The organism is Streptomyces sp. NPDC021096 (assembly GCF_040641275.1).
Taxonomy (GTDB): domain Bacteria; phylum Actinomycetota; class Actinomycetes; order Streptomycetales; family Streptomycetaceae; genus Streptomyces.
The window spans coordinates 238,640-254,632 of the sequence record NZ_JBFADG010000005.1 but is presented as its reverse complement, the minus strand read 5'-3'; the positions used below and the strand labels follow the sequence as shown (position 1 = coordinate 254,632).

At 70.0% G+C, this 15,993-nt stretch carries 13 protein-coding genes; 4 read left to right on the top strand and 9 right to left on the bottom strand.

What is annotated here, in order from left to right:
* Positions 1-441: 441 nt before the first annotated feature.
* Together AB0G59_RS11575 and AB0G59_RS11570 are read right to left on the bottom strand one after the other, a co-directional pair.
* Complete coding sequence (locus tag AB0G59_RS11575; RefSeq protein WP_360910417.1) at positions 442-1,662, bottom strand: hypothetical protein; 1,221 nt, start codon at positions 1,660-1,662, stop codon at positions 442-444.
* A gap of 420 nt (positions 1,663-2,082) precedes the next feature.
* Positions 2,083-2,691 carry a TetR/AcrR family transcriptional regulator gene (locus AB0G59_RS11570; protein WP_360910415.1) on the bottom strand — a complete coding sequence of 203 codons (609 nt, stop codon included), beginning with the start codon at positions 2,689-2,691 and terminating at the stop codon, positions 2,083-2,085.
* A gap of 70 nt (positions 2,692-2,761) precedes the next feature.
* Here AB0G59_RS11570 and AB0G59_RS11565 point away from each other — a divergent pair, with 70 nt between their 5' ends.
* Together AB0G59_RS11565 and AB0G59_RS11560 are read left to right on the top strand one after the other, a co-directional pair.
* Positions 2,762-3,937 (top strand): FAD-dependent monooxygenase, encoded by a 1,176-nt coding sequence (locus tag AB0G59_RS11565; protein ID WP_360910413.1) that lies wholly within the window; start codon positions 2,762-2,764, stop codon positions 3,935-3,937.
* A gap of 35 nt (positions 3,938-3,972) precedes the next feature.
* Positions 3,973-4,875 (top strand): Gfo/Idh/MocA family oxidoreductase, encoded by a 903-nt coding sequence (locus tag AB0G59_RS11560; RefSeq protein ID WP_360910411.1) that lies wholly within the window; start codon positions 3,973-3,975, stop codon positions 4,873-4,875.
* Here the strand turns inward: AB0G59_RS11560 and lnt are convergent.
* From lnt to AB0G59_RS11530, 6 genes are all read right to left on the bottom strand, one after another.
* Entirely contained in the window at positions 4,850-6,400 is a 1,551-nt protein-coding gene (gene lnt / locus AB0G59_RS11555) for an apolipoprotein N-acyltransferase (RefSeq protein ID WP_360910409.1), read from the bottom strand. The genes AB0G59_RS11560 and lnt overlap by 26 nt on opposite strands.
* Positions 6,401-6,514: 114 nt before the next feature.
* A complete protein-coding gene (locus AB0G59_RS11550; RefSeq protein ID WP_360910498.1) occupies positions 6,515-7,876 on the bottom strand; it encodes a cytochrome P450 in 1,362 nt (453 codons plus the stop codon).
* A 74-nt stretch (positions 7,877-7,950) separates the two neighbouring features.
* Entirely contained in the window at positions 7,951-8,574 is a 624-nt protein-coding gene (locus AB0G59_RS11545; RefSeq protein ID WP_360910407.1) for an ATP/GTP-binding protein, read from the bottom strand.
* Positions 8,555-8,929: a DUF742 domain-containing protein gene (locus AB0G59_RS11540; protein ID WP_360910405.1), complete on the bottom strand. Its 375-nt coding sequence runs from the start codon at positions 8,927-8,929 to the stop codon at positions 8,555-8,557. The genes AB0G59_RS11545 and AB0G59_RS11540 overlap by 20 nt, the downstream gene beginning before the upstream one ends.
* On the bottom strand, positions 8,926-9,312 hold the full coding sequence (locus tag AB0G59_RS11535) for a roadblock/LC7 domain-containing protein (protein ID WP_071964198.1): 387 nt from the start codon (positions 9,310-9,312) through the stop codon (positions 8,926-8,928). The genes AB0G59_RS11540 and AB0G59_RS11535 overlap by 4 nt, the downstream gene beginning before the upstream one ends.
* A 28-nt stretch (positions 9,313-9,340) precedes the next feature.
* Complete coding sequence (locus AB0G59_RS11530; RefSeq protein ID WP_360910403.1) at positions 9,341-10,858, bottom strand: ATP-binding protein; 1,518 nt, start codon at positions 10,856-10,858, stop codon at positions 9,341-9,343.
* 381 nt (positions 10,859-11,239) lie between these two features.
* On the opposite strand from AB0G59_RS11530, the gene AB0G59_RS11525 reads away from it, so the two are divergent.
* The gene (locus AB0G59_RS11525; protein ID WP_360910401.1) at positions 11,240-13,966 is read left to right on the top strand and encodes an AAA family ATPase; all 2,727 of its coding nucleotides are present in this window, start codon (positions 11,240-11,242) and stop codon (positions 13,964-13,966) included.
* A 37-nt stretch (positions 13,967-14,003) separates the two neighbouring features.
* Here AB0G59_RS11525 and AB0G59_RS11520 read toward each other — a convergent pair whose 3' ends face one another.
* Positions 14,004-15,038 carry a Ku protein gene (locus AB0G59_RS11520; protein WP_360910399.1) on the bottom strand — a complete coding sequence of 345 codons (1,035 nt, stop codon included), beginning with the start codon at positions 15,036-15,038 and terminating at the stop codon, positions 14,004-14,006.
* Positions 15,039-15,070: 32 nt separating this feature from the next.
* Here AB0G59_RS11520 and ligD point away from each other — a divergent pair, with 32 nt between their 5' ends.
* Positions 15,071-15,991 carry a non-homologous end-joining DNA ligase gene (gene ligD / locus AB0G59_RS11515; RefSeq protein WP_360910397.1) on the top strand — a complete coding sequence of 307 codons (921 nt, stop codon included), beginning with the start codon at positions 15,071-15,073 and terminating at the stop codon, positions 15,989-15,991.
* Positions 15,992-15,993 lie beyond the last annotated feature (2 nt).

Genomic DNA, 15,993 nt, shown 5'->3' with positions numbered 1-15,993 from the left:
TAGGTCGAAGGCCTTCCTCAGCGTAACGAAGAAAGGCATGAACCGGTCTTTTACCCGCCGTGATGGCTAAAACGCCTGACGCAGGGACGTTGGTTGTCTGGTTGAAGATACCCAACCTCGCCAGGTGAGGTCGACGAATCGCGCATCGCCGCATCCCATGGAGGCAACCTTGCATGCGCCTAGGCCGGCGATCGCATGCAACTACGGGGTGTTCATTTCGGGGCTGGTCAGGCTGGGAGGGTGAAACCAGTTGATTGCGACGGAAGTGCTTGCCCTCGGGAATCTCTAGGGCTTGCCGGGGGTGAAATGATTGCTGAACGTGCGGCGACCTCGAATATCGGGAGCGCGACCGCAGAGAGTCTGTGCGTCAACTCGGCGTCGAAGAGTAGGATGATGACCTTCGATGGTGCATCGGTGTTGCATTCCTTCGGGTCGGGGTGGTCAGGTGGTCGCGGCACCCCAGCCGAGACCGGCTGGTTTCCGATCTTCTACGGGCGCTCGTAGTGCATCGTCGGTGACGCCGCTCAGGTTCTCCGCCCAACTGACGCGGTCGCCGTGGCCCGGTGCATATTCCACGTTCAGGTAGCGAGCGGTGCGCAAGGACCAGTCGAGGTTTCCCCTGATCCAGCTTTCAAGTCCGACGATGTAGCGCTCAACTGCCTGTCGTGTTGCGGGAGATGCCTCAGACTCCTCCAACCAGGCCGGAATCTGCTCTTTGTGGTCGAGGAACAATCGAATCCGTGAATTCTGTATTGCGTTGACGAGGTTCACGGATTGTTGGATCTCGCCGCCGGTGAGTTGTTGGGCGACGTGAACGATGTTGTTGACCTCGCCGCGCGCCATTTCCTTTTCGTGCGACAGGATGTCGTTCGAGATGCAGATCACGTCGATGGCTGCCAGTTCCATGGTCCGGAGAAGGAGGCTATCGTTGAGCCAGGTTGGCACCTCCAGCCCTTCGGTGTAGGGGATAAGGTCGAAGCCGATCCACGTCGCACCAGTGTCCCGCCTCATGTCGATGTACATGACGAGGTCTGGAGTGTGCCGCCGGGATCTATTGGAGATCTCCCAGAAGTACGACATCAGATAGTCGTGCATGTGTCGTTTGAATCGCCCCCTCCAGGAGGGGGACATCCTGGTTGCTGTTTGTGGCCAGAGGTCCAGCAGTGCGGCCTCCAGCGGGTTGCCTGGGATCAGTGGCTCGATCTCCGGGCTCGCAAGGCATCGAAGCAGGTTGGGGAGGACTGCCTCCGCGTCGGATTTACTGCGTCCCAAGTAGCAGTCATCGAAATGGTCGTCGAACAGAAACAGCCAGGCGCACCACTTAGCCGCCACCACGAGCCGATCCGTGGGGGCATCAGGATACGTGCGGGCCGCGAACTCTCCATAGAGAGCAGATTCGAAACGCTCCTGGGCGGATGGTGAAGCCACCAATTCCATATCCTGAGCCCACCTCAGTGACTCGTCAGCAGCCGTCATCAGTTCAGGGCTCAGGCGGGATGGGAACGGGTTGTAGAATTGCGGCAGTGTGAAGGAAGAGATGATGCACCTCCTTTTTCGCGCCCCTCGGTCGGGCGAGACTTGCTCGACCAACTGCAACACGTGCTCGATGAGAGTGTCGACGATCTTGCCTCCGGGGGCAATCGCGACGACTGCGCCTTTCATGAAGACCTGGTGACGCCTCGGCGTGGCCTGACGTGTGATCACCGTCTCGCCGAGCCGGACCGGTCACCTGGAGGTGGTCAAACAGGAGGATCCGGCCCAGGCGGCTTCCACCGTGACGCGGGAGCGATATCCGCAGGCAGAGCGTGAATCGGGGGCGCGTGAAGCACCGGTGACCCGTCCCCAGGTCTGTAAGTAAGGCTTGAGCCCAGTGGTGTTGGTGTGTCGTACGGTGTTTCTGTGGCACGTTCCGCGATGCCAGCCGCTGAACGGCAGGCCTTCATCGGCATTGCGGCGAGCATCGGATGGCAGGGTGCGGCCGCTGCACCGGCTCTGCTGCCATCGTCGACTCCAGGGAGGCGCCCCACCTCGGGTGGTGTCGCTGGCCTCCCTGAGACGCCACAAACCACTTGGTGAGGATCATTATCGCCTCAGTGCGCCCCGCAGTAGTTCGACGAGACCATTGCGCAGCTCTGCTCGGGTGGGCACCTCGGCGTGGAACGACCCGGCGACGCACGAGAACATCAGCCCCTCGCTCCAGGCGAGCAGGCTCAGTGCATGCCGCTCCGGCTCGGTGGAGCCCGCCGCCGCCATGAGCGCGACGAGGGGTTCGCGGAAGGCACGCCCCTCGGCGTCGTAGATCTTCCGCAGCTCCGGCCGCCGGGTCGCTTCCAGGGCCAGCTCGTAGCGGGCGATGAGCAGTTCGCGGTGGTCGGTGAGGATGCAGTGCAGGGCCAGGGCGACTGCATCGGCGAGGGCCTCCGGGCCGTCCGTGAGGCCCGGCATCTCCGTCGGCGTCAGCACTCGTGCCTCGCGCACCGCGTGCCGGCGCACCGCGAGTTCCAGCAGTGCCGCGCGCGTACGGGCGTGGTTGGAGGTCGAGCCGGGCGGCAGTCCGGCCGCCTCGTCCACGGCGCGGTGGGTCAGGCCCCGCATGCCCCGCTCGGCGAGCAGTGCGATGGCGGTGTCGGCGATCAGTTCGGCGCGGGAGGGCGCCCCCGGGGTGCGGGCGCTGCGTGGTGCTGCGGTCATGGTCCCAACCTAGCCGCATCACTACGGGCGTAGTAATCTCTCACTACAGATGTAGTGACGAGGAGGAGTCATGGAACAGCCCCGTGCCGTCGTCATCGGTGCCGGAATCGGCGGACTCACCGCGGCGGTCGCCCTGCGGCTGAGAGGCTGGCACGTCACCGTCCTCGAACGGGCCGCCACCCTCGAACCCGTCGGCGCCGGCATCTCCCTCGCCCCCAACGCCCAGCGCGCCCTGGACGTCATCGGCCTCGGCGACGAGGTCCGCCCGCTGGCCGCCTGGCAGGGCGACGCCGGACTGCGCAGGCGGGACGGCCGCTGGCTGGCCCGTACCGACAGCCGGGCCGCGGCCCGGCGCTTCGGCGGCCCGCTGGTCCTGCTGCACCGCGCCACCCTCGCCGCTCTGCTCACCGCGCACCTGCCCGACGGAGCCGTCCGCACCGGTACCCCCGCGACCCTCGCCGACCCCGGCGCCGCCGGCCGTCCCGCCCGCGTCGCCACCCCGGACGGGGAGTTGGAGGCGGACCTCGTCGTCGGCGCGGACGGCGTCAACTCGGCCGTGCGCCGCGCACTCTTCCCCGCCCACCCAGGGCCGACGTACGCCGGATTCACCACCTGGCGCGTGGTCGTCCCCGCGCCCGAGCAGCCCTTCGCGCCGCACGAGACCTGGGGCGAAGGGCGGCTCTGGGGCAGCCAGCCGCTGAAGGACGGACGCGTCTACGCCTACGCGGCGGCCCCCGCCCCCGCCCGCGACCGCGCCCCCGACGAGAAGGCCGAGCTCCTGCGCCGCTTCGGCGGCTGGCACCACCCGGTCCCCGACATCCTCGCCGCGGCCGAACCCGGGGCGGTCCTGCGGCACGACGTCCACTACATGGCCCAGGCCCTGCCCGCCTACCACCGGGGCCGCACCGCCCTCCTCGGCGACGCCGCCCACGCCATGCCCCCGAGCCTCGGACAGGGCGGCAACCAGGCCATCGAGGACGCGGTCGTCCTCGCCCACCACCTCGCCCCCACCCGCGAGGACCCCACGGCCGCACTGGCCGCCTACACCCACGACCGGCTGCCGCGCACCATGGACGTCGTACGCCGCTCGGCGCGGGCCGGCCGGGCGTCGATGCTCAACGGCGCCCCCGCCGTCCTGCGCGACGCCGCGCTCGGCGCCGCCGGCCGCCTCGCCCCGGGGCTCATGCTCCGCGGCCTCGACGGCATCGCCGACTGGCGCCCGCCCGTACAGACGTATGCTGCCTGAGCAGGAAGCAGTAGGCGCGCCCAGGGGAGGCCAGAATGAGAATCGGCTGCATCGGCCTCGGAGACATCGCGCAGAAGGCGTATCTGCCCGTACTCACCACCCGGCCGGACCTCGAAGTCCACCTGCAGACCCGCACCCCGGCCACCCTGCACCGCGTCGCCGACACCCACCACGTGCCGGACGAACGGCGCCACACCGACCTCGACTCCCTGCTCGCGGCCGGCCTCGACGCGGCGTTCGTGCACGCCGCCACCGCCGCACACCCCGAGATCGTCACCCGCCTCCTCGAGGCGGGCGTCCCGGTCTACGTCGACAAGCCGCTCGCCTACGACCTCGCCGAGAGCGAGCGGCTCGTCCACCTGGCCCGGGAGCGGCAGGTCTCCCTCATGGTCGGCTTCAACCGCCGCTACGCCCCCGGGTACGCCCAGTGCGCCGATCACCCGCGCGAGCTGATCCTGATGCAGAAGAACCGCGTGGGCCTTCCCGAGGACCCGCGCACGCTCGTCCTCGACGACTTCATCCACGTCGTCGACACCCTGCGCTTCCTCACGCCGGGCACCGTCGACCACGTCGACGTACGGGCCAGGGTCCGCGACGGCCTGGCGCACCACGTCGTACTGCAGCTGTCCGGCGACGGCTTCACCGCCATCGGCACCATGAACCGCATGAGCGGCTCCACCGAGGAGATCCTGGAGGTCTCCGGCCAGGAGACCAAGCGCCAGGTCCTCAACCTCGCCGACGTCGTCGACCACAAGGGCCAGCCGACCGTCCGCCGCCGCGGCGACTGGGTGTCCGTCGCCCGGCAGCGCGGCATCGAGCAGATCGTCGACGCCTTCCTCGAGGCCGTGGCGGCGGGCAGGACGCTGGACGCGGCGGACGCGCTGCTCACCCACGAGCTGTGCGAACGGATCGTCACCGCGATCGCCGCGGACTCCTGACGGTCCGTCGGACGCCTTCGACGGCACCGTAGCCGGCCAGGATCGCCAGCGAACCGTACAGGGCCCAGTCCCCGGTCCGTACGTACGGGCTGGTGCCCCGGGCCAGCGGGACGTCGTAGACGGCGGCGGCACTGCTGTCCGTGCCGAGCGGCCGTCCGACCGTACGGCCGCTCGGGTCCGCCACCGTGCTCACTCCGGTGAGCGTCGCGTGCACCATGGGCCGCCAGGTCTCGGCGGCGCGCAGCGCGGCGAGCGAGGCGTGCTGGGCGGGCGCCCAACTGCCCTGGAAGGTGGACGTCGCCGACTGCGCGACGAGCAGCTGGGCCCCGTCCCGGGCCAGCTGCCGGCTCATGTCCGGAAAGGCCGACTCGAAGCACACCAGCGGCCCGACCCGCAGACCGCGACCGCTGGTCTCCGGCAGCCGCATCACCACCTGCGTGTCACCGCGACGCCGGTCCTCGTCGGCCGCCTTGCCCACGGACGTCGCCCAGCCGAGCAGCGAACGCGCCGGAACGTACTCCCCGAACGGCACCAGCCGCATCTTGTCGTAACGGTCCCCGGTGGGACCGTCCGGACCGATGAGGACGGAGCTCTTGAAGATCCCCGGCTGGTCCGAGCGCCGGGCGTCGACGTTGACCAGCACGTCGGCGCGGACCGCCCGGGAGAGCGCGGTGAGCCGGTCGCGCAGGTCGGGGCGGTTCTGCAGGTCCTGACCGATGCTGCTCTCGCCCCACACGACCAGGTCTACGCGCTGCCCGGCCAGGGAGCGCGTGAGCTCCTCCTCACGATCGAAGCGCCGCTGCACGCTGCCCTTGCCGCCGATGACCCCGGGCTGGACGATCGCGACCCGCACCGTACCGGCGTACTGAGGCAAGGGCGCCCACACCCAGATGCCACCCACGGCGAGGGCGCAGGCCAGCAAGCCACCGAATGCGGCGGCACGGGCCCGAGGCGCCGAAATCACCGCGGCAAGCCCGGTATTGAAGGCGACGATCAGAAACCCGACCAGCCACACCCCTCCGACGGAGGCGACGCGCAACGCGGGAGCGACCTGCCACTGACTGGCCCCGAGCAGCCCCCAGGGCCCACCCAAGTACTCCCAGGACCGCACCAGTTCCACCAACAACCACCCGGCCGGCACCACGAACAGCGCCACCACGACCCGCCCGGCCCCCGGGACGCCCCCCAACAGCCGATGCACGAGCAACCCCCAGGGCGCCCACAACAGCCCCAGCAGCGCGGCCAGCACCAGAATGAACACATGCAGACTAGGCAGCAGCCAATGATGCAGAGCAAACAGGAACCCGGCCCCACCGAGCCAGCCATCGAGCGCGGCCCGCCGACCCGTACGGGCTGACCGGACGAGCAGCAGCCAGGGCACCAAGGCGACCCAGGCTAGCCACCACAACGAGGGCGCGGGGAAGGCCAACGCAGGCACGGCCCCGGCGCCGACGGCCATACAGGCCCGTGGCCAGGGCGAGGCGAGTGGTCGCCCTGGCTGTCTTGCCGGGGTCCGTACCGTCATCACGTGCCTCCCTCATGCGCGCTGATCACAGTGTCGGGCATGCCCCGGTCGTTCACCTGAGTCACCACGCATGAGCGAGATCCGGCCTGTGCCGGAAGTGGGCGGACCCGCCCCCTAGCGGCGGCGCAGCCACTTCCGGACCGACCGCCACCACGAGGAACGCGTGGCCAGGGGCTCCCTGACAGGCGTTGCCGGGGAGGCTGCCGACTGCACCGGAGCACCCGACTGTGCCGGGGTGGACTCGCAGGCGGTCAGCTCCGACAAATGGGGCTGGTGCGCCTTGAATTTCACCGGCAGTTCGCTCAGATGGCGAGTCATCATCGTCGAACGGTAGGTGAGCTCGTACTCCTCACAGGCGAGGTTGAGATCGGGCAGTCGTAGCAGCAGGGCGTCGATGCCCGTGCCTGCGATAGCCCGGCCCACGTCTTGACCGGGGCATTCGTGTGCTCCGCCACTGAAGGCCAGGTGGGAGCGATTGCCGTGGATGGGTGCGTCCAGGTCGGGTCGGATCGCCTTGTCCACATTGGCGGCGGCGAGCCCCAGCACCAGTGCGTCGCCCGACTTGATCTGCTGTCCGCCGAGCTCCGTGTCCTGAGCGGCCCAGCGGCCCAGGATGGTGATGAACGGAGGCTCGTCCCAAAGGACTTGTTCGACTGCGTCGGGCAACGTCATGTGCCCGCCCGCAAGGGAAGCCCGGAAGCGGACGTCGGTGAGCACCATCTTCAGAGTGTTCGCGATGACGTTCGCAGTGGATTCGAAAGCGGCGATCAGGACGAGTCGCAGGTGCTGCTGCACCTCGTCGTCCGAAAGGCCGGAGGGATGTTCCAGCAGCCAGGTGGTGAAGTCGGCTCCGGGCTGTGCGTGCTTCCGCGCCACGAGCTTGCGCAGCGTCTCCTGGAGGAATTCATTGCTCGCCACCGCCGTCTCGGTGCCCCTGAGCATGTCGCGGGCGGCATTCACCAACTGGGGGCTGTACTCCTCGGGCATGCCGAGCAGCTGGGTCATGGCCATCATCGGCAGGTGCTCCGCGAACTGACTCACGAGGTCGGCATGCCCCGTGGTGCAGAAGCGGTCGACCAGCTGATTGGCACAGTCTGCGACATGGCGGCGGATGCCCCGCTTGTCGAAGCGGGCGATGCTGTCGTTGACGGCCCCACGCCATCGCTCATGCTGCTCGCCATCGGCGAAAGTGCAGATCGGCTGCCAGGTGGTGACAGGCGTCAGTGGGTGATCGGGGGGGACCCGGCCCTCGCGCATATCGGCCCACAGTCGGGAGTCCCGCGAGAATCGTGAAGGCGTTCGCGTCACGTCGAGGGTCTCCCGGTACCCCAGCACCAACCAGGCGGGAAGGTCACCATGGAGCAGAATGGGAGCTACAGGCCCATGCTCCTCGCGCAGCCGCTCGTACAGTCCGAACGGGTCCTTCTCCGCCTCCGGCCCGTACAACCGGGTCCTGTCTCCCGGGCCCGGGCTCATGCCCAGCTTGCTCGCCGGACACTGGGGCGGCGGCGTCGAAAGGGCTTCGGTGCGCGAGTGTTCAGACGTGTCGGTCACTGTGACTCCGTGGGGACGGTAGTGAGGGTGTACAGATAGCGCATCAGGGCCATCAGGGTGTCGCGGCAGGAGGCGCGGTCGCGGGCGTCGCAGTCGACCATGGGGACGGAGTCGTCCAGGTCCATGGCGGTGCGCAGTTCCGACATGGGGTATCTGGGGGCGCCGGGGAAGGCGTTGACGCCGACGACGAAGGGGACGCCGCGTTCCTCCAGGCGGCCGATCACGTCGTAGCTGACTTCCATCCGGCGGGTGTCGAGGAGGACCACGGCACCCAGCGCGCCCTCGAAGAGGCCGTTCCACAGGAACCAGAAGCGCTGTTGCCCGGGTGTGCCGAACAGGTACAGCACCAGTTGGTCGTTGATGCTGATCCGGCCGAAGTCCATGGCGACCGTGGTCTCGGTCTTCTGTTCGATCCCGGCCAGGTCGTCCACCCCGACGCCGGCCTGGGTCATCGTCTCCTCGGTCGTCAGTGGGCGGATCTCGCTCACCGCGCCGACCAGGGTCGTCTTGCCGACCCCGAAGCCTCCGACGATCACGACCTTCACGGCCGCGGTGGCGGAGGCCGGGAGGATGTCCTCGGTCCGCGGTCCGGCGTAGCCGTCAGAGCTTTTGTAGTCCATGCATCACCGCCTCAAGCAGTCGAACATCGGGCAGCGCGGCCGCCGGTACCGGCGGCCGGGCCTCGACCTGCCCGCCGGTGAGCAGCTCGGTGAGGAGCGGGGAGAGGGTGCTGACCGGCAGCTCCAGGTAGGCCGAGATCTCGGCGACCGACAGGGGGTAGTCGCACATCCTGACGACGGCGGCGTGCTCCGGCTGCAGTCCGGGGTCGGACTCCGTGCGGGAGACGATCAGTGTCACCAGGTCGAGGTCCCTCTTGACCTCCGCGGTGCCCTCGGCACCGGTGAGGATGTACAGCCGGTCCGGATTGCCCGGTGGCTCCGGACCGGACGCGGGGTGGGGTCCGGCTCCGGTCATGTCACCGGCCCACCGACCCGGGGCGGGCTCGTGAGATGGGAGCCGATACGGGCCACCAGATCCCGCATCTTCATGCCCATCAGCCCGGCGTCCACGTCGTCGTCGGCCAGCACGGCCAGATAGGCCCCGGCCCCGGCGGCCATCAGATAGAAGAATCCGCCGTCGACCTCGATCACGACCAGGCGCATCTGCCCGTCCCCGTGGGGGAACTCCGAGGCGATGGCCGAGGACAGGCTCTGCAGTCCGGCGCAGGCGGCGGCGAGGCGGTCGGCTACCTCCGTGTCCGTGCCGTGCTGGGCCATGCGCAGGCCGTCCGAGGACAGCACAATCACATGGCGGGTCTGGGGGACGCTGGTGGCCAGGTCCTTGAGCATCCAGTCCATGTTGAACCGCGGCTGCTGCGTCACTTGGCTACTCTTCCTTGTCTGACGGGATATCACTGATCTGCCGTCCGTTCCGCTCCTGCGGCAGCTCTCCGTTGATGCCGCTGGTGAAGGCGGCCAGCCACAGCCCGGGCTGTACGGATTGCTCCTCGGGAGCGGGCGGGGCCGCCGGGGTCCGCCGGGCGGGTCCGCCGCGGCCGCGTTCGGCCGCACCCCGGCCGAACGGGAGCGGTGCGGGGCCGCGCCGGCGCCGGCGCTGGGGGAGTCCACTGTCGCCCAGTGGCGGGGGGACGGGGCTGTCCATGATCGGCGCCGCCGAGGGCTGGGCGGGGATGGAGCCGGAGCCGGGCCGCCGCTTCTTCTTGTACGGCGGAAGCTTGGGCGCGCGGGCGATGTCGCCGCCGGGGAACCGGCTCGCGGTGATCAGGTTCGGGGGGATGACCAGCACCGCGCGGACGCCGCCGTACGCCGAGGGCCGCAGCGAGACGATGAAGTCGTGGGCGTTGGCGAGCCGGCTGACCACCGCCAGGCCCAGCCGCGGGGACTCGCCGAGGTCGTCCAGGTCGAGGCCGCCCTCCTTGGACAGCACCCGGTCGGTACGGCGGCGGGCCTCGTCGGTCAGGCCGACGCCCGCGTCCTCGATCTCCACCGCGATGCCGGACTGGATGTCCACGGCGGTCAGGTGCACCCGGGTCTGCGGCGGGGAGTAGCGGGTGGCGTTGTCCAGCAGCTCGGCCAGCGCGTGGATCACGGGCTCGACGGCGGGGCCGACGACGGCCACGTCCGCCACCGAGTGCAGGTCCACGCGACGGTATTCGAGGATGCGCGACATCGCGCCGCGCAGCACGTTGTAGAGCGGGATCTCGGACCGCCACTGACGGCCCGGGCGCGAGCCGCCGAGCACCGCGATGCTGTCCGCGAGCCGGCCGGTCAGGGCGTTGCCGTGGTCCAGGTGCAGCAGGTCGCCGAAGACGTCCGGGTTGTTGCCGTGCTTGTGCTCCATCTCCCGGATGTCGTAGGCCTGTTGGTGAACGATGGCCTGCATGCGGCGGGCGATGTTGACGAACGCGCGGTGGGCGGCGTCACGCAGCGCCTCTTCCGCCTGGACGGCTTCGATCACGGACCGCACCACCGAGCGGTGCGCCGCGGCGAAGCCCGGCTCCAGCTCGTGGACGGGGATGGTGACCCGCAGGACCTGGTCGGTGGGGGCACCGTGGCGCATCAGCTTGAGCGCCTCGGGCATCACATCGCGGGCGAAGCGCCAGGTCTCCGCGTCGTGCTGGTCGAGCCGGTGCTGCAGGAGGGCCTCCCGCTCGGCGTGGCGCCGGCGCAGCCCGGCGATCACCCGTCCCCGGCGGGCCGCCTCGGCGGCGGCCAGTGCCACGGCGATCGTGGCCGCGGCCCCGCACCAGGCCACGGGCGCGCGCGCCTCGGGCGTCACGGCGAGGGACGCCGTGACCGTGCACACGGCCAGTACCAGAGGGGAGACCACCCATATAAGAGCGGAGGGGGGCCGCCCTGAAGCCGACGAGCCAGTACCAACCATCGAGATCCTCGGAACTCTTGAGACATAAAGGAGTGGGGGCCGGCGCGCGGCGTTTTCCGTATCTCCCGGAAAGGCGGCGGCAGCACAGCACTTGGCCGCAGCGTGCCGAGCCAGGCGGCCCGCTGCGCGAGATGGAGCGTAGCTTGTCGCACCGATGCTCCGGCGCGAAGTTGTCATATTCGCGTGATGGGCTGACGAGCGAATTCGAATGGCCTCATAATGACCTGCACCACGAGAGCGAATGCATTTCCGAACAGCCTGAATGGACGTTCGGTGGGGGGTGAAGGTCACGCTCACGGGTGGTCCGTCCGGCGAACCGGGCCCGTGCGCCGACGGACGGGGCTAGGCTCGCCCCACCACATTCTCCGGGGAGACATCGCCATGTCGGGGCATCAGCGTGAACGCGACCCATCTGCCGCCCTGTTCGAGCGCGAGCGCGAGCTCGACGTCGTCGAACGGGCGGTGTACGGCCTCTGCGGCCGCCAGGGACCGGACGGATCAGAGGACGGCGGCGAGCAGCCGAAGGAAGGCGGTCTACTCCTCTTCAGCGGTGAAGCGGGCCTGGGCAAAACGGCGTTGCTCACCGAGGTGCGGCGGCTGTCCGCCGAGTGCGGCACGTGCACGGTGCTCTTCGCCCGCGGCAGCAGGTCGGCCGAGAAGGTGCCGTTCCACGTCGTGCGGCAGCTGCTCCAGCCCGCTCTGGCGCCGATGACCACGTCCGCCCGGCAGGAGCTGCTGGGCGGCTGGTACGACATCGCCGGGCCCGCGCTGGGCATCGTGCCGCCCGTCGGCCCGCAGGCCGACCCCCAGGGCGTGCGCGACGGACTCGACTGGGTGGTCACCCAACTCGCCGTCCAGAAGAAGCCCTTGGTCGTCGTCGTGGACGACGCCCACTGGGCCGACCCCGAGTCGCTGTCCTGGCTCACCTCCTTCAGCGTGCGGCTGGGCGAGATGCCCCTGCTGCTCGTGCTGGCCTACCGGCCCAAGGAACTGCCCGAGCACACGCCCGCCTTCCGCGACCTGGTCGAGGGCCGGGCGGTCCGGCCGGTCGAACTGCGGACCCTGACTCCGGAGGCCGTGGCCGGCCTGGTCCACGAAGCCCTCGGCCCCAAGGCCGATCCGCCCTTCTGCCGGGAGGTCTGGGCGGTCACCGGGGGAAACCCGTACGAGGTCGTCGAGCTGATAGCCAAGGCACAGGACCGGGACATCGAGCCGGTCGAGGAGTCCGCGGCGCTGCTGCGTGATCTGGGTGCGGCGGCCCGCGGCAAGGGCCTGGTGTCCCGTCTCGAGCTGCTCGGCTCGTCGGTCACCCGCTTCGCCTGGGCCGCGGCCGTCCTGGGTACGGAGATCGAGGCACGGCTGGCGGCCAGCCTCGCGGGCATGGGCCCGGCCGAGGCGTCCGACTGCGCCGACCAGCTGCGCGAGAACCGCATCCTCGTGGGTGCCGAGCGGCTGGAGTTCGTCCACCCGCTGATCGCCACCGCGGTCTACCGTGCCATCCCCGCGGCCACCCGTACCGCCATGCACGGCCAGGCCGCCTGGCTGTCGGCGGACGCGGGCAAGGGCGTGGCCGTCTCCGCCCGGCACCTGCTGGAGGTGCACCCCGACAGCGACCCCGACGTGGTCAACCAGCTGCGCGCCGCCGCCCGCGAGCACCTCGCGGTGGGCGCCCCGGACGCCGCCCGTCGCTGTCTGGAGCGGGCGCTGCAGGAGCCGCCGGCGGAGGAGGAGCGCGCCATGCTCCTCTACGAGCTGGGCTGCGCCGCCCTGCTCACCTCGCCGCAGACCACCGTCAACCACCTGCGTGCCGCGCTGGACCTGCCGGACCTCAGCGAAGAGCTGCGGGTCGACGCGACCTACCGGCTCTCCCAGGCGTACGCGCACAACAGCCAGCTGCGCGAGGCCGTCGCGGTGGTGGCGGACCAGGCCTCCCGTACGCCACCGGGGCCCGGTCTGATGCGTCTGCAGGCCGCCCACTATCTGTGGAAGGGCATCCAGATCGAGGAGGAGGACGCGCACGGGCGGTCGCTGCGCATCGCCGAACTCGCCCGTCCGCTCAGGGGCCGGGACAACTCCGAGCGGGCCCTGCTCGCGCTGCGCGGCTTCGACGGCATGATCCGTGGCGACAACGCCCTGGAGGTCATCGAGGCAGCGGAGCGGGCGCTGGTCGACGGTCGGCTCGCCGAGGGCATGGGGTGGACCAATACCGAGTGGGGCTTCGAGCTCCCCAGCATCCTCGGTATCACCTTCGCCTACACCGACAGGCTCGACCAGGCCGAGCAGTTCTTCACGGACGCCGTGCGCGCCTTCGAGATCTCCGGCTGGAGCGGTGCCCATCTGGCCCTCGCCCATGACTTCCTGGGCCTGGTCCAGCGGCGTCGCGGTCAACTGGACCGTGCCGAGGAGACCTTGCGCAAGGGGCTGGAGCTGGCCTACCGCCTCGGCCCGGGGCTTCCCACCCAGTGGGACGGCACCTGCCTGCTGATCGACACCCTGATCGCACGCGGCAAGGTCGACGAGGCGCAGGTCGTGGCGGAGGAGAACCTCTTCGAGCCGCCCTACTCCCCGGTGATCGTGCTGCCGGACGCCGCCTGCCTGGCCGGTCGGCTGCTGCTGGAGCGGGGCCGGGTGAAGGAGGCCGTCGCCGAACTCGAGGCCGCCGGGCGCAGACTGGACGAGCGTGGCCGTCACAACACGCTCTGGGCTCCCTGGGCGCTCGACCTCGCGGCCGCCGTCGCCGACGAGGAGCCCGAGCGTGCCCGGGACCTCGCCGACAAGGCCATCCGGCATGCGAACCGGTTCGGCACCGAGACCGCGATCGGTGAGGCCCTGCGCCGCTCCGCGCGGTTGTACGGGCCGGAGGAGCGGCTCGCCCGGCTCGAGAAGGCGGTCGGACTGCTGAGCCAGTCGCCCTGTCAGTACGAGTACGCGGCGGCGCTGGTCGACCACGGTTCCATGCTGCGTGCGGTGGGCCGTGAGGTCGAGGCGGTCGAGCGGCTGCACGAGGGGTTGGTCATCGCGGAGCGCTGCGGGGCGGACGGGCTGGTGGAGCGGGCCCGGTCCGAGGTCGTGGCGTGCGCGTTCAAGGGCGGTGAGCAGAAGGACTGACGAGGGGAGCGGGTCGCCGCCCGAGGGCATGGAGAGCTCAGGAGGCGCGGCGGCCCGTTTTCTTGGCGGTGGCCTTTTTCGTGCTCTTTGCCGATGTGCTCTTCGAGGCATCGCTCTTCGATGCCGTGCTCTTGGCGGCCGTGCCTTTCGAGGCGGCGCTCTTCGAAGCGGTGGTTTTGGCCGCGGTCTTCTTGGCCGCGGCCTTTTTGCTCGGGCTTTTATTCGATTCGGTGCTCTTCTTCGCGTGACTCCGCGGGGTGCCCCCGGTCGCCGCTTTCGCCTCTTTTCCCGCCTCGCCCTTTCCGCCCGCCGAGTCGATGGACGCCTGCAGGGCGGCCATCAGGTCGATGACGTTGTCGGGTGCGGGGGTGGTCTCCTTGCGGGGCGCGGGCCGGTGGTCCAGGTGGGCGGTGATGAGCTCGTCGAGGGCCACTTCGTACTCGTCCTGCAGGGAGTCGAGGTCGAAGTCCTCCGAGAGGGTGTCCATCAGGCTCGTGGCCATCTTGAGTTCCTGCGGCCGTACGGTGACGGACGAGGGAGGGGCCAGGTCGCCGGCGTCGCGGATCTCGTCGGGCCAGTACATGGTGTGCAGGGTCAGCAGGTCCTCGTGGACGCGCAGCAGGGCCAGTGACTCACGGGTGCGCAGGGCGATCTTGGTGACGGCGACCCGCTCGGTCTGCTTGAGGGTCTCGCGCATCAGGACGTAGGGCTTGTTCGCCGCCGCGCTCTCGGGTGCCAGGTAGTAGGCGCCGGACAGCTGGAGGGGGTCGATGCGGTCGGCGTCGACGAAGGCCAGGACGTCGATGAGCTTCTTGCTCGGCAGGGGCAGGCCCGCGAGCTCGTTCTTGGTGACGACGGCGGTGCGGCCCTCGTCGTCCTCGAAGCCCCTGGCGACGTGTTCGTAGTCGACTTCCTTGCCGCACGCGTCGCAGAAGCGCTTGAGGTGGATGCGGCCGCCGTCCGCGTCGTGGACCTGGTGCAGCCTGATGCCGTGCTCCTCCGTGGCGGCGTACAGCCGCACGGGCACGGAGACCAGCCCGAAGCCGATCGAGCCTTTCCACATGCTCCGCATAGCTCATGTCCCTCCGTGGGAATTATCACCTTATGTCCACTTCTTCGGAGCGGCAGTCCCCGGAACGGCAGGTGGTGGAGGTCGAGGGCCGCAGGCTCTCCCTGTCCCACCTCGACCGGGTGCTCTTTCCCGCGTCCGGGCACACCAAGGCCCAGATCCTGCGGTACTACGCCCGCGTCGCCGCGGCGATGCTGCCGCACGCGGCGGGCCGGGCCGCCTCCTTCGTCCGCGCCCCCGAGGGCACCGGCGGGGAGAGCTGGATCGCCAAGACCCCGCCCAACGGATCACCCGGCTGGGTGCCCCGGGTGCCGGTCCGGCACAAGGACGGGGTGGCCGAACAGGTGATGATCGACTCCACGGCGGCCCTGATCGCCATGGTGAACCTCGGCGCGTACGAGGTGCACGTACCGCAGTGGACCGCCGAGGCGGGACCCGAGGGCCACGACCGTCTGGTCCTCGACCTCGATCCCGGCCCCGGCACCGACCTCGTCGTCTGCTGCCGCGTCGCCCAGCGCCTGCGCCAGCTGCTCGCCGACGACGGGCTCACGGCGTATCCCGTGGTCTCCGGAGCGAAGGGGCTGCACCTGTACGCGCCCGTCGAGGCCGCCTCCGGACGGGCCGCCGGGCACTACGCCAAGGCACTGGCCACGCGGATGATGAACGAACACCCCGGCCTGGTGGTGGTCTCCATGACCAAGTCCGAACGCGAGGGCAAGGTGCTCATCGACTGGTCGCAGAACGCGAGCGCGAAGACCACGGCCGCCCCCTACACCGTGCGCCTGCTGCCGGACCGCCCCGGCGTCGCCGCCCCCGTCACCTGGGACGAGGTCGCCTCCTGCACCGCACCCGACGCGCTCTCCTTCACCCCCGAGGAGGTCCTCGACCGCCTCGACGCGCACGGCGACCCGCTGGCCGGACTCTGCGGCGACCACACCCGGGGACGGCTGCCCTGAGC

What these genes read in the sequence shown, in the direction of transcription:
- AB0G59_RS11575 (WP_360910417.1), bottom strand. Translation starts at nt 1,662, where the DNA reads ATGAAAGGCGCAGTCGTCGCGATTGCCCCCGGAGGCAAGATCGTCGAC.
- AB0G59_RS11570 (WP_360910415.1), bottom strand. Translation starts at nt 2,691, where the DNA reads ATGACCGCAGCACCACGCAGCGCCCGCACCCCGGGGGCGCCCTCCCGC.
- AB0G59_RS11565 (WP_360910413.1), top strand. Translation starts at nt 2,762, where the DNA reads ATGGAACAGCCCCGTGCCGTCGTCATCGGTGCCGGAATCGGCGGACTC.
- AB0G59_RS11560 (WP_360910411.1), top strand. Translation starts at nt 3,973, where the DNA reads ATGAGAATCGGCTGCATCGGCCTCGGAGACATCGCGCAGAAGGCGTAT.
- lnt (WP_360910409.1), bottom strand. Translation starts at nt 6,400, where the DNA reads ATGACGGTACGGACCCCGGCAAGACAGCCAGGGCGACCACTCGCCTCG.
- AB0G59_RS11550 (WP_360910498.1), bottom strand. Translation starts at nt 7,876, where the DNA reads ATGAGCCCGGGCCCGGGAGACAGGACCCGGTTGTACGGGCCGGAGGCG.
- AB0G59_RS11545 (WP_360910407.1), bottom strand. Translation starts at nt 8,574, where the DNA reads ATGGACTACAAAAGCTCTGACGGCTACGCCGGACCGCGGACCGAGGAC.
- AB0G59_RS11540 (WP_360910405.1), bottom strand. Translation starts at nt 8,929, where the DNA reads ATGACCGGAGCCGGACCCCACCCCGCGTCCGGTCCGGAGCCACCGGGC.
- AB0G59_RS11535 (WP_071964198.1), bottom strand. Translation starts at nt 9,312, where the DNA reads ATGGACTGGATGCTCAAGGACCTGGCCACCAGCGTCCCCCAGACCCGC.
- AB0G59_RS11530 (WP_360910403.1), bottom strand. Translation starts at nt 10,858, where the DNA reads ATGGTTGGTACTGGCTCGTCGGCTTCAGGGCGGCCCCCCTCCGCTCTT.
- AB0G59_RS11525 (WP_360910401.1), top strand. Translation starts at nt 11,240, where the DNA reads ATGTCGGGGCATCAGCGTGAACGCGACCCATCTGCCGCCCTGTTCGAG.
- AB0G59_RS11520 (WP_360910399.1), bottom strand. Translation starts at nt 15,038, where the DNA reads ATGCGGAGCATGTGGAAAGGCTCGATCGGCTTCGGGCTGGTCTCCGTG.
- ligD (WP_360910397.1), top strand. Translation starts at nt 15,071, where the DNA reads ATGTCCACTTCTTCGGAGCGGCAGTCCCCGGAACGGCAGGTGGTGGAG.